This window comes from Paraburkholderia sp. SIMBA_053 (assembly GCF_046534895.1).
In the GTDB taxonomy this organism is placed as follows: Bacteria; Pseudomonadota; Gammaproteobacteria; order Burkholderiales; family Burkholderiaceae; genus Paraburkholderia; species Paraburkholderia caledonica.
Genome location: NZ_JAWRXU010000005.1, coordinates 94,225 through 119,602 on the forward strand (window position 1 = coordinate 94,225; position 25,378 = coordinate 119,602).

General features: G+C 59.9%; 22 protein-coding genes. 4 read left to right on the forward strand and 18 right to left on the reverse strand.

Annotated elements, in window-relative coordinates; translation table 11 throughout:
• Positions 1 to 5: 5 nt before the first annotated feature.
• From SB753_RS18160 to SB753_RS18170, 3 genes are all read left to right on the forward strand, one after another.
• Positions 6 to 1,022: a glycosyltransferase gene (locus SB753_RS18160; protein WP_410801157.1), complete on the forward strand. Its 1,017-nt coding sequence runs from the start codon at positions 6 to 8 to the stop codon at positions 1,020 to 1,022.
• A gap of 16 nt (positions 1,023 to 1,038) precedes the next feature.
• The gene (locus SB753_RS18165; protein ID WP_408484206.1) at positions 1,039 to 1,797 is read left to right on the forward strand and encodes a glycosyltransferase; all 759 of its coding nucleotides are present in this window, start codon (positions 1,039 to 1,041) and stop codon (positions 1,795 to 1,797) included.
• 239 nt (positions 1,798 to 2,036) lie between these two features.
• Positions 2,037 to 3,050 (forward strand): acyltransferase, encoded by a 1,014-nt coding sequence (locus SB753_RS18170; protein WP_408484208.1) that lies wholly within the window; start codon positions 2,037 to 2,039, stop codon positions 3,048 to 3,050.
• Between the two features lie 297 nt (positions 3,051 to 3,347).
• Here the strand turns inward: SB753_RS18170 and SB753_RS18175 are convergent, their stop codons facing one another.
• The 17 genes from SB753_RS18175 to SB753_RS18255 all read right to left on the reverse strand — a co-directional run bounded on the left by SB753_RS18175 (position 3,348) and on the right by SB753_RS18255 (position 23,401).
• Positions 3,348 to 4,301 carry a class I SAM-dependent methyltransferase gene (locus tag SB753_RS18175; RefSeq protein WP_408484210.1) on the reverse strand — a complete coding sequence of 318 codons (954 nt, stop codon included), beginning with the start codon at positions 4,299 to 4,301 and terminating at the stop codon, positions 3,348 to 3,350.
• Between the two features lie 68 nt (positions 4,302 to 4,369).
• Complete coding sequence (locus SB753_RS18180; RefSeq protein WP_410801159.1) at positions 4,370 to 6,856, reverse strand: hypothetical protein; 2,487 nt, start codon at positions 6,854 to 6,856, stop codon at positions 4,370 to 4,372.
• 133 nt (positions 6,857 to 6,989) lie between these two features.
• On the reverse strand, positions 6,990 to 7,340 hold the full coding sequence (locus SB753_RS18185; RefSeq protein WP_408484214.1) for a 4-amino-4-deoxy-L-arabinose-phospho-UDP flippase: 351 nt from the start codon (positions 7,338 to 7,340) through the stop codon (positions 6,990 to 6,992).
• 81 nt (positions 7,341 to 7,421) lie between these two features.
• A complete protein-coding gene (locus tag SB753_RS18190; RefSeq protein WP_408484216.1) occupies positions 7,422 to 8,462 on the reverse strand; it encodes a glycosyltransferase family 2 protein in 1,041 nt (346 codons plus the stop codon).
• A 176-nt stretch (positions 8,463 to 8,638) separates the two neighbouring features.
• A complete protein-coding gene (locus SB753_RS18195; RefSeq protein WP_408484218.1) occupies positions 8,639 to 9,772 on the reverse strand; it encodes a glycosyltransferase in 1,134 nt (377 codons plus the stop codon).
• The gene (locus SB753_RS18200) at positions 9,769 to 10,992 is read right to left on the reverse strand and encodes a glycosyltransferase (protein WP_410801161.1); all 1,224 of its coding nucleotides are present in this window, start codon (positions 10,990 to 10,992) and stop codon (positions 9,769 to 9,771) included. Before SB753_RS18200 ends, SB753_RS18195 begins: the two co-directional genes overlap by 4 nt.
• On the reverse strand, positions 10,985 to 12,106 hold the full coding sequence (wecB, locus tag SB753_RS18205; protein WP_410801163.1) for a non-hydrolyzing UDP-N-acetylglucosamine 2-epimerase: 1,122 nt from the start codon (positions 12,104 to 12,106) through the stop codon (positions 10,985 to 10,987). The genes SB753_RS18200 and wecB overlap by 8 nt, the downstream gene beginning before the upstream one ends.
• Positions 12,103 to 13,683, reverse strand: coding sequence for a polysaccharide deacetylase (locus SB753_RS18210; RefSeq protein ID WP_408484223.1), 1,581 nt, complete (start codon positions 13,681 to 13,683; stop codon positions 12,103 to 12,105). The genes wecB and SB753_RS18210 overlap by 4 nt, the downstream gene beginning before the upstream one ends.
• Positions 13,680 to 15,062 (reverse strand): phenylacetate--CoA ligase family protein, encoded by a 1,383-nt coding sequence (locus SB753_RS18215; protein ID WP_410801165.1) that lies wholly within the window; start codon positions 15,060 to 15,062, stop codon positions 13,680 to 13,682. Before SB753_RS18215 ends, SB753_RS18210 begins: the two co-directional genes overlap by 4 nt.
• Before the next feature lie 254 nt (positions 15,063 to 15,316).
• Positions 15,317 to 16,093 (reverse strand): ABC transporter ATP-binding protein, encoded by a 777-nt coding sequence (locus SB753_RS18220; protein WP_408484227.1) that lies wholly within the window; start codon positions 16,091 to 16,093, stop codon positions 15,317 to 15,319.
• Positions 16,094 to 16,097: 4 nt separating this feature from the next.
• Positions 16,098 to 16,919 (reverse strand): ABC transporter permease, encoded by an 822-nt coding sequence (locus tag SB753_RS18225; RefSeq protein WP_131320506.1) that lies wholly within the window; start codon positions 16,917 to 16,919, stop codon positions 16,098 to 16,100.
• A 1-nt stretch (position 16,920) separates the two neighbouring features.
• The gene (locus tag SB753_RS18230) at positions 16,921 to 18,339 is read right to left on the reverse strand and encodes a mannose-1-phosphate guanylyltransferase/mannose-6-phosphate isomerase (RefSeq protein ID WP_410801167.1); all 1,419 of its coding nucleotides are present in this window, start codon (positions 18,337 to 18,339) and stop codon (positions 16,921 to 16,923) included.
• Positions 18,340 to 18,641: 302 nt separating this feature from the next.
• Positions 18,642 to 19,568, reverse strand: coding sequence for a dTDP-4-dehydrorhamnose reductase (gene rfbD / locus SB753_RS18235; protein WP_410801169.1), 927 nt, complete (start codon positions 19,566 to 19,568; stop codon positions 18,642 to 18,644).
• Positions 19,569 to 19,579: 11 nt separating this feature from the next.
• Positions 19,580 to 20,131, reverse strand: coding sequence for a dTDP-4-dehydrorhamnose 3,5-epimerase (gene rfbC, locus SB753_RS18240; RefSeq protein WP_410801171.1), 552 nt, complete (start codon positions 20,129 to 20,131; stop codon positions 19,580 to 19,582).
• On the reverse strand, positions 20,116 to 21,009 hold the full coding sequence (gene rfbA, locus SB753_RS18245) for a glucose-1-phosphate thymidylyltransferase RfbA (RefSeq protein WP_410801368.1): 894 nt from the start codon (positions 21,007 to 21,009) through the stop codon (positions 20,116 to 20,118). The genes rfbC and rfbA overlap by 16 nt, the downstream gene beginning before the upstream one ends.
• Positions 21,010 to 21,019: 10 nt before the next feature.
• The gene (gene rfbB / locus SB753_RS18250) at positions 21,020 to 22,081 is read right to left on the reverse strand and encodes a dTDP-glucose 4,6-dehydratase (protein WP_410801173.1); all 1,062 of its coding nucleotides are present in this window, start codon (positions 22,079 to 22,081) and stop codon (positions 21,020 to 21,022) included.
• A gap of 408 nt (positions 22,082 to 22,489) precedes the next feature.
• Positions 22,490 to 23,401, reverse strand: a complete 912-nt coding sequence (locus SB753_RS18255; protein ID WP_410801175.1) for a GDP-mannose 4,6-dehydratase — start codon at positions 23,399 to 23,401, stop codon at positions 22,490 to 22,492.
• 203 nt (positions 23,402 to 23,604) lie between these two features.
• On the opposite strand from SB753_RS18255, the gene SB753_RS18260 reads away from it, so the two are divergent.
• Complete coding sequence (locus SB753_RS18260; RefSeq protein WP_410801177.1) at positions 23,605 to 24,489, forward strand: symmetrical bis(5'-nucleosyl)-tetraphosphatase; 885 nt, start codon at positions 23,605 to 23,607, stop codon at positions 24,487 to 24,489.
• 12 nt (positions 24,490 to 24,501) lie between these two features.
• Here SB753_RS18260 and SB753_RS18265 read toward each other — a convergent pair whose 3' ends face one another.
• Positions 24,502 to 25,341, reverse strand: coding sequence for a lysophospholipid acyltransferase family protein (locus SB753_RS18265; RefSeq protein WP_410801179.1), 840 nt, complete (start codon positions 25,339 to 25,341; stop codon positions 24,502 to 24,504).
• Positions 25,342 to 25,378 lie beyond the last annotated feature (37 nt).

Sequence of the window (25,378 nt, forward strand, 5' to 3'; positions counted from 1 at the left end):
CCGTCATGTTCAGTACCCGGACCGCGGGCGTCAGCACGAGAATATGCATGGATAATCCAAGACTTCTTATAACCACGTACTACAGCGCTTTCCTGAACCCCGGTGGCGGCGAAACGGAGTTGCTAACCTTGATCGAGGGATTGCGTGTACTCGGTGTTGACGCCGACCTTTATGGACCTTCGAGCAAACCGCTGTCATCGTACTCGTCTGTGTTGCACTTCTCCGTGCAGGCGGATGGGCTGGTCATGTTGCAACGCGCCAGATCGCAGCGCAAGAAGATTTTTCTGTGGCCCAATCTCTGGTGGAACGCTGCTCCCACGCCGGAAGAGCGGGAACTGGTCGCCAGTTTTTTCAGGTTGTCCGACACGATCATTTTTAAGTCCGAGTCGGAACTAGAAAATATTCGCCGATACGTTCCGATCGACGACGAGCAGATACTTGAGATTCCCGTCCCCGTAAATTCTAAGTTCTACAATGTCACCAATCCAGGCATCTTTAAAAAGATGTACGGGCTCGACCACTACGTGCTGTGGGTAGGCGTATTGAATCGAACGAAGAATCAGCTCACGGCGATCAATGCACTGAAGGACCTAGATATTCCGGTTGTTTTTATCGGGCACCCGAACGACGAAGCGTATTTCAGCGAGTGCCGCGCGGCCGCGCCGAGTCACTTCTTGTTCATTCCACAAATGCCGCCGGCCTCGGAGATTCTCTGCTCGGCCGTGCAGAGCTGCACGCTTTTTCTGGAAGCGTCTCTGGAACCGCCCGGCACCTCCGCGCTCGAGGCCGCACTCGCCGGCCGCCCGCTCGTTCTGTCCGAAGGACCGTGGACTACGGAACATATGGGCTCGCACGTGCGCACGATCAACCCACGCAGCGAGGACAGCATCCGCAGCGCTGTCAGAGACGCACTGCGTTCGCCGGCACATGGCGAAACATTGTCAAGGGACATTTCGCGGCGTCATCTCTCGCCGCGCCCCCTGGTACCGTTCGTCGATCTGATCAAGCGCAATATGCGCTAGGACCTGGATATACGGCATGGTTCATTCAGGTCTGTCGGATCACCCCGCATTCGAATTCTCGGTGATCATTCCCTGTCACAACGAGAGTGGTTACATTGAAAATTTGTTGCACGATCTCGCGGCCCAAACCGTCAGTACAGACAGCTTTGAGGTTGTCGTCGTGGACAACAATTCTTCGGACAACACCAACGAAGTAGTATGGGAATTCGCATGTCACACACGCAAGCTGAATGTCCGACTCGTTCACGAATATGAGCCCGGCGTTTCTTGCGCACGGAACTCCGGCGCGCACGTCGCCCAAGGCACTACATTCATTTTCCTCGACGCCGACAACCGGGTTTCCCCGACCTTTCTTTCTGACATCTCCTACACAATGCACGCGAGGAACAGCGTCGCCGGTACGATTCGCACGATGCCTGACGTGGCGCAGGCAAGGGCATTGTTCGTGTTCTGGGTACTCGAACTCATCAAGGTCCTGCTACGTCGGCCGTTTGGAAAGAGCTATGTGCATCGCCGTCTCTATGACAGCAGCCGAGGCTATAACGAGCAGATCGTGCTTGGCGAGAACTTGGATTTTCTGATCCGCGTCAAAGCCCTTGCCAAGAAAGAAGGCAAAGTATTCGGCCATATAAGTCGCCCGATCTATTGCTCGTTGAGACGCTTCAATACACAGGGCTACACGCGAGTGCTGATGCCTTGGTTCGCCGCATATTGCGGATTCTTCAATCTGAAATACGAGACAATGACCTCGATTAAAGGGCAAGACGCCGCGTAAGCGACTTCGCGTTCGTGCGTCGGCTTTGACTGATCCTTAGTCCTTTCCGCTTCCGCGTTCCGAAGTCTCGCGCCTTGTAAGAGACACCCGCCGCTAACACCGCAAGACCACGCACGCGTCGATGCCTTTGCTCGCCGCAATCTCATCCCCTACCATCCCTTACCAACTGTATAATCCGAAAAATTAAGACATATCCCGACATTGCAAAATAAATGCAGACGGCAGGCGGAGGCAGACCTTTGACGCGCGACGAGTCTCTCGACTTCGTCAAGTTTGTTGCGATCACTCTGGTGATCATGGTACATGTGTCTGCGCCGGGCTTCGTTACCTTTGGCCCGCAATGGGATGCCGCGCTGTTGTACAGAGGCTTTGCCTCGATATGCGTGCCTCTCTTTTTTCTCGCCACGGGCGCCCTTCTGCTGACGCGCGACGCGTCGGCCTCCTCGGTGTTCAAGCGGATTAAACGGATCCTCATTCCCGGCGTTTTATGGTCCTGTGTCTATCTCGCGCGCGTGACCTTCGCGGAGCACGGTGAAGTCGGCAACTGGTTCGTTCGGATTCTCTACTATCCCGCCGCGATCCACTTGTGGTTTGTGTACACGATTATTGGTTATTACGCGTGCCTTCCGTTGTTCACCGGCTTCTACCGAAACTCGACGGATGCGCAAAAGCTGCTGATTCTGGCCGTATGGTTACTTGGCGCGAGCATTAATCCGTTCTGCTACGGTCTGTTCGGCAAGGCGCCACTAGGTATCGACTTTTCTTTTGTGCCTCTCTATGCGGGCTATCCGATCTTGGGAGCCATGCTTTACGAGCGGTTCAGGCGCGTCGATGCGACCGGTCTTTTTGTATCAGCCACTATCGCTTTGATGGCGATAGGCGCAACGATCATCGGAGCAGCGCTGTCTTCTCGTTCGCACGGCACGCCGACCATGGCCTTTTTCGAGTATTCGTCCCCGACTGTCATCATTGCGTCGGCTGCGTCGTTTATCGCGCTTCAATGCGCGTTCGACAAGATCAAGACAATCGCCGCCCGAAAAGCAGTATCAGCGGTCGCGAGGCGAACCATGGGCATCTATTTCGTACATCTGCTGCTTGTGCAGTTCTTCTTTTCGCATTCTCAGCAGATGATATTCAGCCATCAGGCGTGGTTCTACTACTTGGTTGCTTGCGCAGCAGCGCTGGCAACGTCCATGGTGCTCGTCGTCAGTATGGAGCGCATGCCCGGCGTGCGGATCATGTGCCCCGACTAGCCCGGCGTTTGCCGGTTGCTGCCCGGTCTAGCGACTTCGGAATTGTCGCAGATCGGCAGCAATGCCAAGAGCCCGAAGTTTCAGAAACGTTCAGCGAACCTCGAAGCAAATTCATCACCATCAGCCACGCTGCGGTTGATGAGGCAAAAGCAATAGATAATAGATAATCAAGTCTTCATTATTCGAACCAAGGTCATCACCGACGCGATTTCGCCTCTTGCGTTGCACCGTTCTAACCATAGGCAGCGACGAGCGATACGGAACGCTGGAAAACCGTCGGCGTGGCGGGTCAGCCGATTACGCCGTCTTTCGGATCCAGAAACTGCCACCTGTGTTATTCATGAAAAGCGGCATTTTGTCCCGGAAGAAATCGCCGTGGTGCATACCCATGAACGCGTTCATGAGGACAATCTCGAAAGTCTGGTTATATTGCATGAACGCTCGGAGCACGTACGCTTCATTCCATGCTCGCCCTTCGTAGATCCACTGCGGTGGATACTCGAACGGCAAGAATATGTCGTGAAAGTGCACATACACACCCTTGGCCAGCGACGGCAGAACCTCAAAGAACAATCGGTTGACGTCGCTCCCGATCTTACTGACATGCGTGGAATCCACGAACAGAATATCGTTTTCGTCGAGCGACGAAAACACTTCCAGATCGACATCCTGCACAGGGGATTCGACGATGTTCGATTTGCTTTTGTCCTGCTGGCTGAGCAGTGACAGCAACCGCTCATTGTAGGGTTCGATAAAGGTGGTCTGTATCTGGCCGTTGAAAAACAGGTCGTTTGTGTCGAGGGCGACGGCCGACGAAAAACCAGAGCCCACCTCCACGATTTGACGTGGCTCCAGATGCCGGATCATTGAGTAGAGCGAAATCGCGTCACCATAAGAAAACATGGGGTTTTCGAAGTAATAACGCAGATTCTCGACCTTCTGCGCCTGAAACGGCATGTCGCCATAGTACAGCCCGGCGAATCGCTGCAGCAGGCGAAGCTGTTCGTTTTCACGTAGATCGACGCCCGGCATCGCCTTGTGCGTTGTGTCGAACAGTCTGCCCTCTCCCTTACGCACATCGTCGAGTGAAGGAATAGGCGAATAAAAATGTCCGGGCGGAATATCCCCCAACCCGGCGAAGTGGGGGACGTAGGCCTGCAGTCTTGCCCTGTATTCGTCCCGTTCGGCAACCAGCGCTTCTAATTCCGGATATCTCGCGATCAGATCGCTGAGTTCGTCCACACCCGACATAGTCACCTCCATGATTTGCTGAGTGGCGTTGGCGGCATCTACGGCCGCGCCGCGCGATACGACGCCAGTTAGCGCGCGACCTCGAATCTTAACCAATCCTGGATAAGAGAAGGAGCCGGCTTCAACGTTGGGTTCAGCGGCAGATCCAGCGCCTCTCCTGACTTCACGGTGACGTAGTTGACAGGCAGACGGCTAAAGTCAAAGTGGCGGGCATCGACCGTTACGATGATCACGTCACCCTGAGGAACGGTGACGACCGGATGTTTGGCGTCCTGCAAATCCGCCAGTTTGAAAAATAGATGTTGATAGCGGTTATAAGAGAAGACGTTTTGCTTGTCCGGATCCAGTGCATCCCATACCTTCATCTGCGGGTAGTACGATACGCCATTCATCACCGGACAGCCGGACGCCATCATGGTCATCGCCGGAACGTTCGAGCCAATGACCAACGTGCGGCCTTCTCCGCTTTCGCAATTCCGCTGCACCCCGCCATTAGCTGTGCTTGGAACTGAGAGCGCCACCCAAGGATTGAAGGTTGCCACGGAGAACACCAAGAATGCGACGAAGGACAGGAAAAAGCCGGTGGCAAATCGGGCAGCTAGAAGATACGAACACCATGCCACAACAACCAGCATGCCGAGCACAGCCTCCGGACCTAGCAGTTCGTGGACCACGGTCGGCGCGCACTTGAGACTGAACCAGATGAACGCCGTCCATCCCAGCGCCGCGACGATCGCCATGATCTGCGTGACACGCTGCGGAGTTTCGCCGACGCCCGCGTCACGGTCTCGCGCAAACGCCGTTCCGATCAGCGCGATCGTCGCGAGTCCCGTCGCGATGTCGACACGAGTCGGGAAAGTGCGGCCCCACAGGCTCGATTGCGCGAGTCCAACCGGAAAACCAACGAACTGATAAACAGTCGCAAGCGCGAGAAACGCGAACAGCGCGATAAAGACGGGACGGTTTGTCCGTTGGTACTTCCAGTTGGCGATGACGCCGCAGATGGCCGGCACGGTGAGATACAGAAATGACGCCACTTCGCTCTGGTTCGAAGCATCCTTGAGGTTGGCATAAAGCGTCGTGAAATTCGTGAAACCGCGCGCGAAGAACCAGAGATCGATGGTGCCACCGGGCACCGCGGTCCGCTTGCCTGGATAGACCGTGGCGAGCATCGCGGCGACAGCCTCCTTCGCTTCCAGCCACCAGAAACCAACGATCATGCCGGAGAGCGCGAGACCAGCAAGAATCCACAGCAATGCGGCAATCGACAAGTCCAACGATCGCCAGTCTCGAATTACGACGGCCACGAGCAGCATCACGAACAGGTAGCCAAGCGGTACTTGCCATGCCGGATACAACGTCAGCACGAATCCGGCCGCCGAGAGACCGAGAACCACAGCCAGGAGAGGTTTCAGCCACCTTGCACTTCTTCCCAGCAAAGTTATCAGCGCCGAGAATGCGGACGCCGCAAACATGGTCACATACGCAGGCCAGTAGGACCATGCGATCACATACGGCGATATGACGAAGCAAAGCGAAAGGCAAAAGGCGAGGCGCCATTGCGCGCGGAACAGCACCGAGAAGCAGGCCCACATCGCGAGCAGACAGCCGAAAGCGGGTAACCACCATTGCCATGCCAATGCCTGCGGCAACGGCAAAAAGAAGTAGCCCCACGTAGCCGGGCGTCCCAACGCCGGCACACCTAGTACCGGCACTGACGTCATCCCCGGAATGAGCATGTTGTGTCCATTCGGGCCGAGGTTTTTATTTACTATAGGGAAAGGTGGATCATGGCGGGTCTGCCCGATAGACATGGGCGTGAGCACGCGCCATTCGTCGCTTCTAATCTGTTCGTTATGCCCCTCCAGAACCGTTGCCAGGATGCCGTCGATCGGGATGTCTTCGTCTGTGATACCGATTGACGTACCGGACACGCCTAGCGCGACGAGCGTGGCAAACCCGAGAACGACTCCGGCTGCTAGCGGCGCAGTCGGGCCGACGAGACTGCCCGTCGATGCCGATACCGCTGCGCTGATAGGGGACGCAAACAGAAAGCACAGCACGAGCATCCCTAACCCAACAAGCACGATCACCTTCGTCGCAGTGTGGCGCGACGTATCCGCGCCGATCACCAGCGTGGTGAAGGCGGGGGCCGAGGGCTTGCAATCGACCTCTCCGTCGTGCTCGAAAAGCACTTTTACTCGCAAGCTGCGTTCACCCCTTAACAACGAGGCCGGAATCGGAACGGTCGCGGTCCAGCCGGAGTCGAGCCAGTCGCGCCGACCGGTGGCCGCAGCGACGTCGGGACGCGCATAACGCTGAATGTCGGCGACATCGATCTGTTGGTGCCCGATGGACACGATCAGCTTCATATGTTCCGAAGCGCCGTGCACCGACTCGGCCCATCCCGAGAGTTTGACCGTGCGCGCGTGCGCGTTGACCTCGACGTTATCCAGAAACGCGCGCGATTCCTGCGAGGAAGCGGTTGCAGCACGTGTCGGCGACACACCGACGCAAGCTGCCAAAAAGAAAATCGCTACTAGAAGCTTTTGCATCTTGACCAGCTAAAAGTAATGCGCCACGCAGTGAAGGTTTCGAACTCACTTGCTCGATTGTGTCAACACGAATACAACAGGGTTGTTTCGATTCCGCCGCGAGCAAGTGAACTTCGGCAGCGAGTGCAGACGGCTAACCGAACCGCGTTGCGATGACCAGTCCGATGACAACGAGTGTCGTTCCGATCGTGTACCCTGCGGTGACCGTTTCCCTGAACACGAAATGGCTGGCAATCGGCACGATGATAAAGCACAGCGCCATGAAGGAATACGCCTTGTTCAGATTCACGAACCTCAACAGGTTGATCCACAGCAGCGTCGCAACGGCGTAAATTGCGAGCGCGAAGAAAACGGTGAGCACGGCGCGCGGAGAGAACCACGTGCCGGCACTTTGCACTTCCATGCCCGCTTTCTTGAAGGCGATTTGTCCGATGGCGATGATGCAGGCACACGCAATGGCCCAGATGGTTTGAAGAGGCGTCATTTTTGGCTGCTCTAAGTGAGATCGCGGTGGAGGGATTGGCGTCGGCACGCATGCGGGTTAATCGGACACGCCCATACAGGCCTATTCGGTGCGCTCTCGTGCACCATCTTCCGGAAGAAGCTGCAGAGACGCGCGTGCCGGGTTGAGAGGCAGGAATCGGCTGATTGGCCGGGACGGTACATTGGCGACATCGTAGTTGAGAAACCCTAGCAACAACTGCAAACCGATGAGCACCGGCAACGCCGACAGCATGATTGTTCCCAGCGGTGTCGGCGTGGCGGATGCGATCGCGCTGATCCAGTGAACCGCGCCAAAGCACACACCAAAAATAAATAGGATCACGCCGACGATCAGTTCGAACGTCGCGGCCGTCATGTCACGCAGGAAATAGTTGTAGAAAATCCGCTTCGCAAAGTTCTTTGCATGCTTGCCGGTGAACTCGAAAAGAACCTTCGAAATTTTCAGGTTTGATTTCTCATCACCGTAGACAGCATCCATCGGAATATCCACGACAACGGCGCGCAGCGTATTCAGGCGAAACAGCATGTCCGTTTCGAAGAAATAGCGTCGGCTGATCCGGTCAAACGGCAAGTGCGCCGCGGCGCGGGCATTGATTGCCGTGTAACCGTTGGTAGGGTCGAAGATTGTCCAGTAACCGGTCGATATCTTAGTCAGGATCGACAGTCCAGCGTTGCCGATGAGCCGCATGGCCGGCATGCGCGTGATATGCGTCAGATCGTAAAAGCGATTGCCCTTAGTGTAGTCGGCCCAGCCGTCAAGTATCGGCGTCACGAACTGCGGCAACAGACTTGGATCCATCTGGCCGTCGCCGTCCACCTTCACGATCACGTCCGCGCCGTTGGCAATCGCTTCGGCATAGCCCGACATCACTGCCCCGCCCACGCCCTGATTGACCGTATGCCGCACGATACGCACGCGCGGGTCAGTGGAGTTATTCGCGACGAAGTCGCCGCTGTTCTCCGGACAGCAATCGTCCACTACATAAATCTGGTCTACTTCCGGTCCGATCTTCGCGATCACGCCGAGAATATGCGAGCGAACTTTGTAGGACGGAATGACTACTGCGATAGACGGAGCTTTGTTCGAGATACTTGAGTTCATGTGTGTTGTATCGTGTGTTTTGCGCTGCTTGGTGCACCGTCTCGCCTGCTGCCTTCACAGAACGTCACAGTATACGCGCCTCACCACTGCGAGCATCGCTGCGGAAGGATCACGGTGTCATGCAGGCAGTCGGCGACAGCGCAACGCCTCCATCTCAACCTGCACTCAAGGTCGACTCAACCTCGCGCGACTTCGTTATACAACGCTGCGTATGCGCGGCCCAATGCGTCGCCCGAAAACACGGCCTCGTAGCGTGCACGCGCGGCTTGGCCCATGCGGACGGCCAGCGCGCTGTCATGCAACAGCGTGTTCATTGCGCGACCTAGTTCGTCGGGACGCTCCGGCGACACGACGAAGCCCGACTCGCCGTCCTGGTTGACGTAGGACGTTCCGGAGCCCACCTCGCAGCACACTGCGGGTTTCCCGAACATGGCTGCCTCGACCAGCACCATGCCGAAGGCTTCCGAGCGCAAGTGCGACGGCAGCACCATCGCGCGGCAGCCTTTGAGCAAGGCGACCTTTTCTTCATGCGACACCTGTCCTGCGAAAACGACGTTGGTCGCCTTCTTTTGTGCAGCCAACTCCGCGAGGCGCCCACGCTCCGGACCGGAACCCGCGATTACGATTTTTGCGTCGATGCCGGGCGCCGCCTCGATCAGCGTGTGCAGGCCCTTGTAGTAACGCAGCACGCCGAGCGCGAGAAAATACGGTTCGCCTCCGACAAGACCCAAGCGGTATCCGATGTCACGCTGCGCGCCGGGGGAGGAAGGTTCGTCGCGGTAATCGATGATGCCGAGCGGGATCGTTTTGAGCCGGTCTTTCGCCACGCACTCCGTCAGAGTCTCACTCGTGCGCGCATACGCTGGCGACGTGGCCACGACCGCCGACATACTGCGCAACGTGCGCCGCATAAGCGGACCGTAGACAGCGCCCAGCGCCTTCTGCCTGACGATGTCCGAGTGATACGTCATGACGGTCGGCTTCTTCGTGCGGCCAAACAGATTCAGCACATCGGCGAACGGCCACGGAAAATGGAAATGCACGACATCCGCCCAGTCGACCATCTCGCGGTACCTGAACAGCGCTGCCGGGCCGCCGAGATCGCACGACGCGGGCGCCGCCCACGACTTTTCGCGCACCACTCGACCCTCTGGAAACTCGATGTCCGCTGGCTGAGGCATCGGCGACAACGTAAAAATGCGTGGCTCGACGCCGCAGGCACGCGTCGATAACGCAATCTGCCGAATCGCTTCCTGCAAACCACCTGGCGGATCGGGAAAGTAGGTTCGATAAACATGGACGACGTTCATATGAGCGGCTCCGCGTCGCAAGTGCCAAACGTGATTGCCAGCATCTTGTCCAGACGCCGTTCCCATGTGTTCTCGCCGACCGCCGCCCGAGCTTCGTCGGCACTCAGCTTGCCACGCGCAAGCTGCTTCTCGATCGCCGAGATGAAAACGGCAACGTCGCTTCCCACTTCAAGTCCCGCGCGAGATTCCTTAGCGAAATCGAGCGGCGTCGACACCACCGGCAAACCAGCGGCGAGATATTCGTAGAACTTCATCGGAAACATCGAGCGGGTGTAGTCGTTCAATAAGGTGGGCAAGACTCCAACCTTCATGCCACGCAAGTAGTGCGGCAGGCTTTCATACTGACGGTATCCAAGCACATGCACATTTGGCAGCCGGCCGAGTTGCGCAAACAGCTCGCTGCGCTGGCCTTCCCGTTCAGCGCCTATAATGATTAGATGCCAGTCTGGCCGCGCCTGCATAGTTTTCAACAGCAGCGGGAAGTCGACTTTGAAATCCGACAGCACGCCGTGATAGACGAGCCGCGGCTCCGGTATGTCCGCCAGATCAGCCGGCAGCGAACCGGACTCCAATGCCTGACCGAAATGGGCGTCATCCACCACATTGCCGAAATAGTGCGTATTCGGGTTGTGCGGCGAGCAGTTTTCCTGCAGCGATCTGGCGGTAGTGAACACGGCGTCGCAGCGAGCCAGCAGCATTTGCTGAGCGCTATTGAAGGCCGCCACGTCGACGCCGGGGATCGCCGCGATGTCGTCGACGCAGTGATACACCAGCGGGCCGCGCGGCAACGTGGAGATCGCCTCGATCATGAACGGGTGATAGGTCCACACGACCGTTTCCTTGAAACGCCGTGACTTCGCGAAACGCTGGACGGAAAAGCGCAGTAACGCCTGATTCACCGCCCGGACGAGCGGCGAATGATGCCTCGCCGGCACCATCAACGGCGACAGCACCCAAATGTTGACCGCACGCTGGGGCGGCCCGAGCACGAGCGACTGCACGCCCCGCCACAAACGCCGCCACAGGCGTGCCCAATCGCGTCCGCTGCCAACCTTGGGCGCGCGGAAACCGACGCTTTCCACATACAGCACGCGCCATCCTCTCTCGGCCAGGAGGCTCGCCGTGTGCTGCTTGTTGGTCCAGTACGGTTCGTCCCAGTCGGCGGTTGAAAAGAGTACGCAATCTCGCGCTGCGAATATGGCGTTGTGACGCTCAACCACTGAACACCTCGACCGGACGCCCCATCAGACTGTCCAGGATGCGCTGCGAAGCGAGTCCGTCGCCGTACGGATTGGCCCGATTGCGCAACGCCGCGCGCCGTTGCGGATCGTCGAGCCAACCACGGACCGCGCTCTCGATGTTAGCCGGCGCCTGTCCGGCAAGCGTCGCGAAACCGGCGTCGGTGCCTTCCCGCCGTTCGGTGTGATTACGCATGACAACAACAGGCACGCCGAACGTGGGCGCCTCTTCCTGTATGCCGCCGGAGTCGCTTACGATTAGCGCGCTGCCGCTGATCAGATAAAGACTGGTTGGATAATCCACGGGCTCGATCAACTCTAGATTCGTGATGCCATTCAGCTCACGCAACACGGGTTCGCGTACTGCGGGATTTAAATGAACTGGGAAAATCCAGCGATAAGCGCTGTACCGCTGGCACAAATCGCGCAACACGGCGCAGATGCTCTGCAACACGTCGCCAAAGTTTTCCCGCCGGTGACAGGTCACGAGGATGTGTTCCTGCTCGCCACCCGGCCATGCCGGAAGAGGACTTTTCGGCGGCGTGGCGCCCCAACTGCGGCGCACTTCAGCGATCGCATCGACCACCGTGTTGCCCGTCACCACGATCTTTTCTTCCGCTATACCCTCGCCCAACAGGCTGCGCCGCGCCAATCCCGTCGGCGCAAAATGCAGGCTCGTGATCCGGCTTAGCAGGCTGCGATTGGCCTCTTCAGGAAACGGGCTCGACAGGTCGCCAGTACGCAATCCAGCCTCCACATGTGCCACGCGAACGCCGCGATGGAACGCCGCTAGGCCTGCACAAAAAGCCGTCGTGGTGTCGCCCTGGACGATTACCCAATCAGGACGCACCTCGTCGATGGCTTTGTCGAGGCCGTCCAGTAGACGCACGGAAAGCGCATTGAGCGATTGACCCGCGGTCATCGTGTCGAGCGTGATGTCGGGTTCGATGCCGAAGACCCCGAACGCCTGCGCAGCCATGTCGCGATGCTGGCCGCTCGCACAAATGACCGTATCGAGTTCGGTACGCAACATCTTCGCGACCGGCGCTAGCTTAATTACCTCCGGCCGCGTGCCCATTACGATCATGATTTTCATTGCAATGGCTTCCCTGGCTCGATCTGGAGGTGACTGCCCGCGAACTCGACGCCCAAAGCATACGGGACATTCGCCGCGGCCGGCGTCACGATCCGGAATGCGCCGACTTCCTCGATGACCTGCACCCGCGATTTCAACTGCAGGAAATCGAGCGCGTCTACCGCCGTCATGAACACTGCATGGCGGGTACGGCCGCGGATATAGGCGATCAACTGTTCATGCGCGGCAATGCGCGACGCCTCGTCGATCCAACCATATTGATAGCGCGGCGAAAAAGGATGATCGAGATAGCCGAATAACGTCCGCGTCTCGTAGGCAAGATCGAAGGCTTGCTTGAACACCGCGAGCGGGTCGCGGTCTGCGAGCATGCAATCGCCGTGAAGCATGCACTGCTGGCTATGGCCGACGAATCCGGCAGGCATCCCGGCAAGCAATCCGCCACGCGCGAGCACGAACTCGGGATCATTGCGAATAATTCCACCGATACAGCCTTCGTAGCCGGCGTCGGCCAATGCGTGCAAAGCATAGTGTGGCGACTGGTGAAACGGCGAAACCGCATAACGCACCCGATTGCCCGTCACGATGTGCAAGGCCTGCGCCGACTGACGTCCCTCTTCAAGCGCCGCCTCGTAGCTGCCTCCCCAATTGGGCGCGTGGGTGGCCGTATGCGACAGCACGGCCCCTTGCCCCTGGTCGACGAGAAGCTCCCACAGGATCCGGTGCTCTTCGGGGCGCACAAGATTTTGCGTAGCAACGGCCAGCGAAAAGGGTACGTTGAGCCGTTGGTACGCTTCCCACAACGGGCGTGAAGCCTCTACGCTCTCGTCGCAATCCAGCCGTGAAGTGATGGCGGCGTCGTAGCCCCAAGGTATCTCACTGAGCACCGGCTGACACGGCAACTCGCTCGCACGGTAGCCCGAAAGGAAGTTTTCGACGATGCGCCACTCGAACGAATCGCACGGTCCGACTGCGCGGTTGACCCACAGCACGCTAATGGCGCCAATATCCCACAGCGCCGCATAAGAAAATTGCCGTTCGCCGCCAACCTGCACCGACGCCAATTCGGCTTCGGCAGGCGCGCGCGCGGCCTGCGCCACGGCCCACACCGAGCCGTCGTGGCGGATACGTCCGAAACCGAGGTTGTTCCACTCGTCCGCGAAATCGAAACGCTCGAAAGGACGGCGCCACGCGCGTCCTCCCAGCTGTTCAGCCAACTGACCGTAGCAGACCGCAGCGCGGCTCTCTCTCGATTCACGCGACGGTGCCGCTTCGCTGCGGCTGTCGGCCTCGAGTTCCGACGACCAGGCCGTTGATTCGATGTTGAACTCGCGTGCGAGGCAGGCCGGCACGCGGCCAAACAGGATCAGCTTGCGCGGCGGCCCGGCATGCAGCCATTCGAAGAGATCCGAGTCCCACTCCTGAGGTAAGTCCACTGCCAGGATCAGCTTCAAGGCAGCGGAGCGTAATGCGCCGCGTGATACGGCCTGCGCCTGCATGCTGCTCACGGAGCGCCGCACAGCGGCCAGCACATGTCGGCCGGCTACCGCGCTCGCGTTGGAAAACAGTACGCCGATCATGCAGTCACCACGTGACGGAATTTAGCCCGACTGCCGACCCGCACGAAATCGTCGTGGCCCACATAGGCAATCGTGAATGCGTCCTGCCAGAAGTGCCGCAACTTGGCCGTGGTTTCGTCGGCATTCGCGGTGGGCTCGAGCACGATGCGCAACGTAGGCGGCGAAGTACGCAGATCGATCTGAAACTCCTGAATGCCGCCGACGCGATGATCGAGCATGTCCTGAATGTGATGCGTGGGATGCGCGACGCCGTTGATCGGCACGACGTCGTGAATACGGCCGACCACATCGGTCAGGAAGAATCCTTTGTCGGTTTCCTGAACACGGGCGAGGTCGCCCGTCGCGTAGCGGATCAGCGGCATCAGCTTGTTGCGAAAGCCCGTGAACACGAGTTCATGCGCACCGTCGGGATTGCCTTCAGAGACCCGGCTTTCAGGCCATCCTTCCGATTCGAGAATCTGGAAACCGCCCTCGTGCCCGTCGAGTTCGTAGGCCATCACGCCGAGTTCCGCAAGGCCATAACGGTCGATTACCCGGCAACGCAACGCGGACGCAATCATCTCGCGCGTATGCGGCTCGAGCAATTCGCCGCTCGACTCGAACACCTGAAATCCCTTGCCGCCGCCATATTTACGCTGCACATAACAGGCAAGCGCGTACATGGTCGAAGGATGCGAATGCGCGAGATATGGTTTGCGGCGCTTGAGTGTGCGCCACATTTCTTCGAGACCCTGATCGTCGATCCGGTCGAAGAAAATATTGCTGCGGTTCATTGCGAAGCACTTGAAGTCTTCGCGCGACGGCCATTCCGGAATCACCTGATCCGGAAAACGGCATGCAAAGTGAAGCTCTGAGCGATGGCGCAATTTGCCGATGCGCTCGCGGCAATAGTTCGTGACCGCCGACGAGTAATCCGCGCCTTCCTGATCGTAGTAGACCGTGGTGGACAAACCGGTTGAGCCGCCGGTTTTGCACGCGTGATGCTGCCCGGCTTCGAGCGGCCCCGACAAGAGTCGCGTGCCCTGCTCACGGATCACGTCCTTGGTCAGATACGGTAGCTCTTCCAGATAACGCGGGTCCTGCTTGACCTTCGCCGGATCGAACTGCTTTACCTTGAAGAGGTCGTGGTAATACGGCACCTTGGCGCCCGCAAATTCGAGCATGCCCGCGAGGCGTTCGAGTGCAATTCGCCGGCGATGCGGCACGGGCAACGTGTAATGCTCGCGCAGTTCCTGAATCTTCGGACGCACGCTGCGCTTTTCGCGGCTCTCCGCGATCGGATAGGCAATGTAGCCGCCGGCAAAACCCTTCAGCGTGCGAAACGGCTGGCGCACGAACAAGGACTCGGAATAACGCAGGAATGGATGATTAGCTCGCATGGCTTCGAACCTTATTGCGCCTCTCTTGCGCCTGACTGCTACCGCCGCAAGCGCCGCGACTGATGCACGGGTGCTTCGACGGCACGATTTATATTAAGCGCGAAGCTTCGCCTGAAACGGACGATGCGCATAGCACTACGACCGGCGCGATCCGCTTCGGCGACTCGCAATATGCGATGCCGCAAGCTTAACCGCGGTACGGCTCGCTGCGCTTGCGACGCCGGCGTCAGCGCCGCCTCAGCGGAGCTTCGACGTCAGTGCGGCAACTGCGCGGTATGACTGACGAGCGGGCCTTCGCTCTGTGCGGGCGGGATCACCGGTTCGTCCGCGATCATCCGGCCGTGCTCCATCGAAATCTTGCGGTTGCACACGCGTGCAACGAGCGACGGATCGTGCGATGCAACCACCAGCACCGACGCCTTGCCGACGAGACTCTCGAGGCGCTCGGCCGCCTTGAGGCTGAACTCGGCGTCGCCGACGCTCAACCACTCGTCCATGATCAGAATGTCCGCTTCCACGCTCGTCGAAATGGCGAACGCGAGGCGCAGCATCATGCCGCTCGAATAGGTGCGCACCGGCAGATTCAGGTAATCGCCCAGTTCGCTGAAGTCGGCGATTTCGTCGATCTTGCTGCGGATACGCGCCGGCTTCAGACCGTCGAGAATGCCACGAAGATAGATGTTTTCGAAGCCGGTCGCGTCTGGGTCGAGGCCCATGGAGACGTCGAGCAGCGAAGCGATCTTGCCGTGCACTTTCAGTTCGCCGCGCACCGGCGCGTACACGCCGGACAGCGTGCGCAAAAGCGTCGTCTTGCCGGAGCCGTTGTGGCCGACGAGGCCCACCCGATCGCCTTCGGTGAAGCTGAAGGTCAGGTCGTCGATCGCCTTGACGATCGCATGGCGGCCCGCGTCCTGGCCGATTCGGCCACCCGTCGTGAGGTTGAGCACCGCTTTCTTGAGCGAGCGATGCGAGTTCTCGTAAATCGGAAATTCGACGGAGATGTTACGAGCGACAATCGATGAAGAACTCACAATATCAAAGCCAGTAAGGAACGCGATTACGGAAACGCTTCATCAGGAATTGCGCGAATGCAAAACCGACGATCAACAAGCCGATTGACCAGGCCCACGACTCCCAATGCGTAGGACGGCCGGTCAGCGGCGCACGAACCGTTTCGATCAGGTGATAGAGCGGGTTGTAGTCGGCGATCCAGCCACGCTCTTTGAGAATTTCCGGCGACCACATGACAGGCGTGAAAAAGAACACGACCTGAATCAGGTTCGTGACAATCGGCGGAATATCGCGAAAGCGCGCGCATAGCACGCCGAGCGTGACGCCGAGCCAGACGCCATGCAGCAACAGGATGCCCAGCGCGAACGGCACGAGCAAAAACTCCCAGCCGGGCCAGCGTCCAAAAGCGAGAAGCAGCACGACTACGACCGGCAGGCTATGCAGCAGAATCACGAAGTTGCGCCACGCGATCCGGCATACGTGCACGGTGAGCGGCAGCCGGATCTGCTTGATCAGATACGCCGCGCCGATAAATGCGAGACACCCTTCGTTGGCGACCGAGGCCAGATATGCCCACACGACGAGACCGACTGCGAGGTACGGCAGGTAGTCGGAGATTTGCTGGTGCAGCAGCGTGGAGTACAGCGCGCCGAGCACGAGGACCATGATGATCGTGCTCAACGTGAACCAGAACGGCCCGAGCACGGAACGGCGATAGCGTTGACGGATGTCATGCCAGCCGAGCGTGCCCCAGACGCGCACCGATTTCATCCCGACGATCAGATCGTCGTTTTGCGTGTGCCGCGTCAGGTCTTCGCTGCTGTCGTTGATAAAGGTAATGTCCATCTCAAGTACGTCCGTAAATGTCTTCGAAGCGGACGATATCGTCTTCGCCTAGGTATTCGCCGCTTTGCACTTCGATCATCACGAGCTCGACGACGCCCGGATTTTCAAGGCGGTGTTTGTGACCCGCCGGGATATAGGTCGACTGGTTGGTCGATACGAAGAACTCATTCTCTCCGTTGACGACCTTGGCCATGCCGCTCACCACCACCCAATGCTCGTTGCGGTGGTGATGCATCTGCAAACTGAGGCTCGCACCGGGCTTCACTTCGATGCGCTTGATCTTGAAGCGCGGGCCTTCTTCGAGGACTGAGTAAGTGCCCCAAGGCCGGTGCACCGTGCGATGCACCTTGTATGTTTCATGACCGCGCAACTTCAGTTCGGCAAAGATCTGCTTGACGTCCTGAGCGCGGTCTTTGTGGGCGAGCAGCAACGCGTCGGGCGTGTCGATCACGATCAGATTTTCGACGCCGACCGCGCCGATCAGCCGGTTGCCGCCGCGCACATAGCAGTTCTTCACGTCGAAGAGCAGCGCCTCGCCTTCCACGCGGTTGCCGCTCGCGTCCGCCGGGGAAAGATCGCTCAGCGCGGTCCATGACCCGACGTCGGTCCAGCCAATGTCGCAGCTGACCACCGCGGCGTGCTCGCACTTCTCCATCACCGCGTAATCGAATGACACATCGGGCACCGCGCCGAAACAGCCCGGCTCGAGGCGGATCTGCGCGCCGCCGTCCGTGCCTTGTGCCGACGGCGACTTCTCCATGCATTCGGCTGCGGCATCCAGTATCTCGGGGCAATGCTGCTGCATCTCCTTGAGAATGGTGCGCGCGGTGAAGCAGAACATGCCCGAATTCCACAGGAACTTGCCCGAGGCCAGATACTCTTGGGCTTTTTCGAGCGACGGTTTTTCGACAAAACGTACGACGTTCTCGCCGTCCGCTTCGATATAGCCATAACCGGTCTCGGGCGTTTGCGGCTGCACGCCGAACGTGACCACCTTGCCCGCCTGCGCAAGCTTTTGCGCAGCGACGACCGCCTTTGCGAAGGCTGGCTGATCGGCGATCAGATGATCGGCGGCCAGCACCAGCATGACGGTCTGATCGCCGTGCACTTTCGCCGTATGCAGCGCCGCTGTCGCGACGGCGGCCGCCGTGTTGCGGCCGAACGGCTCCAGAATGAACGAAGTGGCACAGCCCTTCGTATTCACTTCGCGGAAATCGTCTTCGGTTTTGAAGAACAGTTCGCGATTGGTTACCGTCAATACTTCCTTCACCCCGGGCAGCGCGACCGCGCGCAGAAAAGCCTTCTGCAACAGGCTCTCGCCATCCGCGAGACGGATGAACGGCTTCGGGTGCGACTCGCGCGAGACAGGCCACAGTCTCGACCCCGCCCCACCACACAGGATGATCGGCAACATACTCACAGGCTCCCCTTCCATACCGTATTTATTACTTGATCGCATCATTTCCTGCATGTGCGGCATGCCGCGACGCGATGCTCAGCAGAACCCGCGAACCGGCCGACGATGTGAGCGTGTCGCGCTTATCCGCAATACGCGGCGCGCTATATCGCAAGCCGAACAAGCGTCACCGGACGATCAATATTCTACCCTCGCCCTCTTTCAGTATCGTCAGCAAGTGAGGGCTCGGGCGACACGCTGTGCCGCGAGCCGCACAGATACGTTCACGCCTGCAACCGGCGGCCGGGCACCATGCGCCGACGGCCTTAAGAACGCGCGGCTGGCGACTTGGGGAAACCGTCCGTCAGGCACAGCTTCAACGCGTCACGCCAATGCGGCGCAGCGAGCCCGAAAACCTGCGCGAGCTTTTCGTTCGACATGCGCGAATTGGACGGACGCTTTGCGGGCGTCGGATAGTCGGCGGCAGGAATCGGCAGCGTATTGGGCCGGTTCGGCAGGTCGGCGAGTTCGAAGATAGCCGACGCGAAACCGTGCCACGATGTCGAATCGCCGGCGCACAGGTGATAGACGCCCGAGCGCTCACGCCACCACGACGCACTGTCTTGCGCAGCGAACGCCTGCGCGCTCATGTGCGCGGTCAGCGTAGCAATGGTGTTGCACCAGGTGGGCGCGCCGAACTGGTCGGCAACAACCTTCAACTCAGGCCGCTCGGCGCCCAGGCGCAGCATGGTGAGCAGGAAGTTCTTGCCGCGCGTGCCGTAGACCCAGCTGGTGCGCAGCACGAGATGGTTCACGCCCGTCGCAGCAATCGCCTGTTCGCCGGCAAGCTTCGTACGACCATACGCGTTTTGCGGATCCGTGGGATCGGTCTCGACGTAAGCGCCTTCCTTTTCGCCGTTGAACACGTAATCCGTCGAATAGTGGATCAGCGCGGCGCCCAGCTTCTTCGCCTCTTCGGCCAGCACGCCCGGTGCTTCGCCGTTGATGCGCATTGCAAGCTCCGACTCTGCTTCCGCCTTGTCGACCGCCGTGTAAGCCGCGGGATTGACGATCAGCGCGGGCTTCACGTCGCGAACCACGGCGCGGACCTGGTCGAGATTGGAGAGATCCATGGTCGAGCGGTCCACGGCGACCACCGTGCCCAGCCCTTGCAGCGTGCGGGCTAGCTCATACCCGACCTGGCCGTTCACGCCGGTGACGAGAATCTTCCGCTTGGCATCCTGTGCGCTCATCCGGCCGCCCCTTATGCGTAGACTTCGGCGTCGGCAAGACGCTTGCCTGCCGCGTCCTTTGCGGCCAGCAGCGGCTCGAAATCGATAGGCCACTCGATGCCGATAGCCGGATCGTTCCACACAATGCTGCGCTCGTGATCGGGGAACCAGTAGTCGGTCGTCTTGTAGAGGAACTGGGCCGACTCGGACAGCACGACGAAACCATGCGCAAAGCCAGGCGGCACCCACAGTTGCCGATGGTTTTCCACCGACAGCTTCACACCCACCCACTTGCCGAAGTTGGGCGAACTCTTGCGGATGTCGACGGCGACGTCGAACACTTCGCCTTCGACCACGCGCACGAGTTTGCCCTGCGCATGTTGAATCTGATAATGCAGGCCGCGCAGCACGCCTTTCGCGGAGCGCGAATGATTGTCCTGTACGAACGTGACGTCGCTCTCCACGTGCTCCGCGAACTCGACAGCATTGAAGCTCTCGTAGAAATAGCCGCGGGCATCGCCGAATACTTTCGGTTCGATGATCTTGACTTCAGGCAGCGCAGTAGCGGTTACTTGGATGGCCATGCCACTTGGTCCGTAAGAATGTTTTGCAGGTACTGCCCATACGCGTTCTTCGCGAGCGGCGCGGCGAGTGCGAGCAACTGCTCGGCGCCGATCCACTGCTGGCGGTACGCGATTTCCTCGGGACACGCGACCACGAGGCCCTGGCGTTTCTGCAAGGTCGCGATGAACGTGGCGGCTTCGATCAGCGAATCGTGCGTGCCCGTGTCGAGCCATGCATAGCCCCGCCCCATGATCTCGACGTTCAGCGCGGCATTGGCGAGGTAATGCGAGTTGACGTCGGTGATTTCAAGCTCGCCGCGCGGCGACGGCTTGATCTCCGCGGCGATGTCGCACACCGCTTTGTCGTAGAAATACAGGCCGGTGACCGCATAGTTCGAGCGCGGCTTGGCCGGCTTTTCCTCGATCGACAACGCGCGGAACTGCTTGTCGAATTCAACCACGCCGTAGCGTTCTGGATCGTGCACGTGATATGCGAACACGGTCGCGCCTTCGGCCTGATCGTTCGCGCGCTCGAGCTGCTTAGCGAGGTCGTGGCCGTAGAAAATGTTGTCGCCGAGAATCAGCGCCGAGGGGTCATTACCCACGAACTCGCGACCAATGATGAACGCTTGCGCGAGGCCGTCCGGCGAAGGCTGAACGGCGTACTGAATGTTCATGCCCCACTGGCTGCCGTCGCCGAGCATGGCTTCAAAACGCGGCGTATCCTGCGGCGTGGAGATGATCAGCACGTCGCGAATGCCCGCCACCATCAGCGTGGAGAGCGGGTAATAAATCATCGGCTTGTCGTAGACAGGCAGCAACTGCTTCGAGACGACATGCGTGATCGGATAGAGCCGGGTGCCCGAACCGCCCGCGAGAATAATGCCTTTGCGCGCCATTGCCGTGCCCTTACGCGCGTTGCGCGTAGTTGGTCTCAACCCACTTCCGGTAGTCTCCCGAAGCGACTTCGTCAGACCACGCCTGATTGTCGAGATACCACTGCACCGTCTTTGCAAGACCTGTTTCAAACGTTTCCGCGGGCTTCCAGCCGAGTTCGCGTTCGAGCTTGCGAGCGTCGATCGCATAACGGCGGTCGTGGCCCGGACGGTCCTTCACATACGTAATCTGATCGCGATACGAAGCGCCCGCCTTCGGGCGCAGTTGATCGAGCAGATCGCACAGCGTGTGCACGACGTCGAGGTTCTTCTTCTCGTTCCAGCCGCCGATGTTGTACGTCTCGCCCGGCGTGCCGCGCGCGAGCACTTCGCGAATCGCGCTGCAATGGTCGCCGACATACAGCCAGTCGCGCACGTTCTGACCGTCGCCATATACGGGCAATGGCTTGCCGCCGAGCGCGTTGGCGATCATCAGCGGAATGAGCTTTTCGGGGAACTGGTACGGACCGTAGTTGTTCGAGCAGTTCGTGGTGAGCGTGGGCAAGCCGTACGTGTGATGGTAGGCGCGCACCAGATGGTCGGAGCCGGCCTTGGTCGCGGAGTAAGGGCTGTTCGGCGCGTACGGCGTGGTCTCGGAGAATTGCGGATCGGTGGCGGAAAGCGAGCCGAAGACTTCGTCGGTCGAGACGTGCAGGAAGCGGAATGCGGTCTTGTCCGCGTCGCCGAGCGTGTTCCAGTAGCTTCGCGCGGCCTCGAGCAGCGTGAACGTGCCGACCACGTTGGTCTGCACGAAATCGGCCGGGCCGTGAATCGAACGATCCACGTGGCTTTCGGCCGCGAAGTGCAGCACGGCGCGCGGCTTGTGCTCGGCGAATAGCGCGTCCATGGCGGCACGGTCGCAAATGTCCGCGCGCACGAACACGTGCCTCGCATTACCCTGTTGCGACTTGAGCGTGCCGAGATTGCCGGCATAGGTCAGCTTGTCTACATTCAGCACCGCTTCGTCCGACGTATTCAGCCAGTCGAGCACGAAATTGGCGCCGATAAAGCCGGCACCGCCCGTAACCAGGATCATGAAATTCCCTTCCAGATATTTGCGACAGCCCCGGCATTGGTCGGCCGGCCCGCGCGCATTGTGGAGTCTGATTCTCTCGGCGGCTGCACTCCGCAACAAAGCGGACGCTCAGACGCCAATCTTATAAAAGCCCCGATTATAAAGCGGCCCTGAACAAAAACTAGAACCCTAACAACTTGAAACAGCTTGACAAGTTTTGATTCGGGCGGAATTGCCGACGCCGTTTGCGAGCGGCTCATGCTTACCGGATCGCCGCTCCGCGCCAATGCGATCTGTCGCGGCACGACGCGTTACCTCACGGCAGCGCGCGGCGCACCGTGAAGCGTTGTCGAAAAGGATTGATTGAAGGCCGCGCCCCTTGCGGAGCGGGCAGCAATGAAGGACGAGCGAGCGCCCGATCCCTGCGTTTCAGGCGGCCAGCATCCAGCGCAGCGTATCCATGAACGGAATGGCCTGGACTTCGGGTACCAGCGAGCGTAGCTTCGCGGGCGATCCGGCGAGCACCTTGACATCGGTTTGCCGGACGAAAGCGGGATTGATGTGCACTTGCAACTCATGGCCGGTCAGGTCGCTTGCGGCCGAGAGAATCTCGCGCAACGTATAGGGCGTGCCAGTGCACACGTTCACGGTCTCTGAAGCGGCCTCGGAATCGAGCAGCGCCTCGTAAGCGCTCGCCACGTAGCGCACGTCGGAAAAATCTCGTGCGACGTCGATATTGCCGAGTTCGATAGAGGGCTCGCGCCGCGCGAAGTGCTCGACGATCTTCGGTACGAGGAAGTTCGACGCCTGTCCGCGGCCCGTGTAGTTGAACGGACGCACGATCAGGATGGGCAGCCGGTCGAACCAGGTGTGCACCATCGTTTCCATGGCCGCCTTGCTGGCCGCGTAGTGATTGACCGGCGTGAGCGGAAAGCTTTCGTCGATCGCGTCGCTCGTCACGTTGCCATACACATTGGCGCTGCTCGCAATCAGCACCTTGCGCGGCGAATGGCCGGTCGCCGCACACGCCTCCAGCAGGTTCAGCGTGCCGATCACGTTGACGCGGTAGAAGTCGAGCGGATCGTCGTGGCCGACAAAGCTGATGGCGGCGAGATGAACGATAAAGTCGGGCCGCGCCGTTTCGATCACGCGCCTGCAGTTTTCCGGCGAGGTGATATCGAGCCTCAAACGCGTGGGCGTTTCCCGCTCGTCGCGGCCGGCGAAGGTTTCGATCACGGTATGGCCGCGACCAAGCAGGTTATCGACCAGATAGCGGCCAGTGAAGCCGCTCGCCCCGGTGACGAGCGTGCGGACCGGTTGCTTCGCATGGGAAGACGACATGCTTTCTCCGTTCACGAGAGTCATCCTGTTGTGATGCAATATCGCGCTGGTCGTTCATTGCGTGCCCCGACAACAGCGGCAGCGCAAGCATGGCGCGATACCGGCGCTTCAAACGGGCTATTATGTCACGCTCGCTTGCTGCATTGCCCAACGCGGCACGCTCCGTGCGCCGCCGCGTGTATCGAACCGCAAACATTCCCTCGATGACACCCTCCACCGCGCCTTCATCCCCTCCGCCAATTTCGCAGCAGTTCCCTGTGCCTCTTGCCTTCGGCGATCTGCAAGGATGCCGCACGCCTTTCCAGCGACTGCTCGCGAAGGCCGCGCCGCCAGCCGGCACGCCGCTATGGTTCGCGGGCGATCTGATCAACCGCGGCGCCGAATCGCTTGCCACGCTGCGCGACATCATCGCGCTCGGCGATCGCGCGGTGCCGGTGCTGGGCAATCACGATCTGCATCTGCTGTCGGTGTCGGCGGGAATTCGCAAGTCGAAAAAGGGCGACACGATCGACGAAATTCTCTCCGCGCCCGATGCCGCCGACCTGCTCGAATGGGTCCGTCACCGACCCATCGCGCATTACGAGAACGGCATGCTGATGGTGCATGCGGGCGTGGTGCCGCAATGGGACGTGAGCCTCACGCTCGAACTCGCCGACGAATTGCAGCGGGCGCTGCGCGCGCCGAACTGGAAGGAGACGCTCGCCGGCCTGTATGGCAACGAGCCGAGCCTATGGACGCCGAACCTGAAGGGCATCGAACGGCTGCGCGTCACGTGCAGCGCGTTGACGCGCGTGCGCTTCTGCAATGCGGAAGGCGCGATGGACTTCAGCAGCAGCGGCGGCTTGAACGCCGCGCCGCCCGGCTGCATGCCCTGGTTCGACGTGCCGTGGCGCAAGACTGCGAACGTGACCGTGGTGTTCGGCCATTGGGCCGCGCTGGGGCTGATGTTGCGCGACAACCTGATCGGACTCGACTCAGGCTGCGTGTGGGGCGAAAAGCTTTCAGCGGTGCGGCTCGCGCAGAACCCGGCCGAGCGCACACTCACTCAGGTCCAATGCGACAACTGCCGATCGAGCGGGGGCAATTAGGCGGTACGGGATCTAGACGCCTGGCGAGCGGGCCGAGCTGTCGGCGGGTTCAATCATTGTTTCGGCGGATGTGGACGATTCCGCCTGCTCCACGACGAGCGCGCCGCTGGTTGCCGTGCCGCCTCGCATCTCCTGCAACGCGGCTTCGATTACGCCTTGCGCTTGCGCCGCCAACGCACGGCGGTCCACGCCCGCCGCAAGCGGCGCACACACGTACACATGTGCGGTCAACGGCCCGCCGCCCAGCAGCAGATCTAGCGAGTCCGCGAGCGAGAGATCGTCGATATAGGCAGGCGCCGTGGACTGCCGGCCGTGCGCGTCTTCGTACATGATGCATAGCGGCTGCACCGGCGCGGCGGCCGACACCGCCGCCTGAAACATATTCGCGTGAAACGGCAGCAGCGCGAGTCCATTGGACGTCGTGCCTTCCGGGAACACGCACATTAGCTCGCCCGCGCTCAAACGGTCGGACAGCTCATGCATGATCCGCTTTGCGTCGCTACGCTTCTCACGCTGTATGAACACCGTATCCAGTTGCTGCGCGAGCCAGCCGACCAACGGCCATTGGCGGATCTCCGCTTTCGACACGAACGGCGTGGGCCGCCACGCATTGATCACATAGATGTCGATCCATGAGATGTGATTGGCCACGACCAGCGCACCGCGATCGAGCCGCGCGCCGTCGTTATGCACGACGAGCCGCATGCCGCACAGGCGCAGCATCTTGAGCGACCATTCGCGGTTGAGCGCGTGACGCCGGTCCGCGTCAGCTTTCGGAAAGCGCGTCGCCACGATCCACATGCCGTGCAGCAGATGCGCGATGAGACGAGCCTTGCGTAACGCGAGCTTCATGTTCGGAGCTTTCCGTTGCGGGTCGATGCGAATTCCA

What these genes read in the sequence shown, in the direction of transcription:
- SB753_RS18160 (WP_410801157.1), top strand. Translation starts at nt 6, where the DNA reads ATGTTCAGTACCCGGACCGCGGGCGTCAGCACGAGAATATGCATGGAT.
- SB753_RS18165 (WP_408484206.1), top strand. Translation starts at nt 1,039, where the DNA reads ATGGTTCATTCAGGTCTGTCGGATCACCCCGCATTCGAATTCTCGGTG.
- SB753_RS18175 (WP_408484210.1), bottom strand. Translation starts at nt 4,301, where the DNA reads ATGTCGGGTGTGGACGAACTCAGCGATCTGATCGCGAGATATCCGGAA.
- SB753_RS18180 (WP_410801159.1), bottom strand. Translation starts at nt 6,856, where the DNA reads ATGCAAAAGCTTCTAGTAGCGATTTTCTTTTTGGCAGCTTGCGTCGGT.
- SB753_RS18185 (WP_408484214.1), bottom strand. Translation starts at nt 7,340, where the DNA reads ATGACGCCTCTTCAAACCATCTGGGCCATTGCGTGTGCCTGCATCATC.
- SB753_RS18190 (WP_408484216.1), bottom strand. Translation starts at nt 8,462, where the DNA reads ATGAACTCAAGTATCTCGAACAAAGCTCCGTCTATCGCAGTAGTCATT.
- SB753_RS18195 (WP_408484218.1), bottom strand. Translation starts at nt 9,772, where the DNA reads ATGAACGTCGTCCATGTTTATCGAACCTACTTTCCCGATCCGCCAGGT.
- wecB (WP_410801163.1), bottom strand. Translation starts at nt 12,106, where the DNA reads ATGAAAATCATGATCGTAATGGGCACGCGGCCGGAGGTAATTAAGCTA.
- SB753_RS18210 (WP_408484223.1), bottom strand. Translation starts at nt 13,683, where the DNA reads ATGATCGGCGTACTGTTTTCCAACGCGAGCGCGGTAGCCGGCCGACAT.
- SB753_RS18215 (WP_410801165.1), bottom strand. Translation starts at nt 15,062, where the DNA reads ATGCGAGCTAATCATCCATTCCTGCGTTATTCCGAGTCCTTGTTCGTG.
- SB753_RS18225 (WP_131320506.1), bottom strand. Translation starts at nt 16,919, where the DNA reads ATGGACATTACCTTTATCAACGACAGCAGCGAAGACCTGACGCGGCAC.
- rfbD (WP_410801169.1), bottom strand. Translation starts at nt 19,568, where the DNA reads ATGAGCGCACAGGATGCCAAGCGGAAGATTCTCGTCACCGGCGTGAAC.
- rfbC (WP_410801171.1), bottom strand. Translation starts at nt 20,131, where the DNA reads ATGGCCATCCAAGTAACCGCTACTGCGCTGCCTGAAGTCAAGATCATC.
- rfbA (WP_410801368.1), bottom strand. Translation starts at nt 21,009, where the DNA reads ATGGCGCGCAAAGGCATTATTCTCGCGGGCGGTTCGGGCACCCGGCTC.
- rfbB (WP_410801173.1), bottom strand. Translation starts at nt 22,081, where the DNA reads ATGATCCTGGTTACGGGCGGTGCCGGCTTTATCGGCGCCAATTTCGTG.
- SB753_RS18255 (WP_410801175.1), bottom strand. Translation starts at nt 23,401, where the DNA reads ATGTCGTCTTCCCATGCGAAGCAACCGGTCCGCACGCTCGTCACCGGG.
- SB753_RS18260 (WP_410801177.1), top strand. Translation starts at nt 23,605, where the DNA reads ATGACACCCTCCACCGCGCCTTCATCCCCTCCGCCAATTTCGCAGCAG.
- SB753_RS18265 (WP_410801179.1), bottom strand. Translation starts at nt 25,341, where the DNA reads ATGAAGCTCGCGTTACGCAAGGCTCGTCTCATCGCGCATCTGCTGCAC.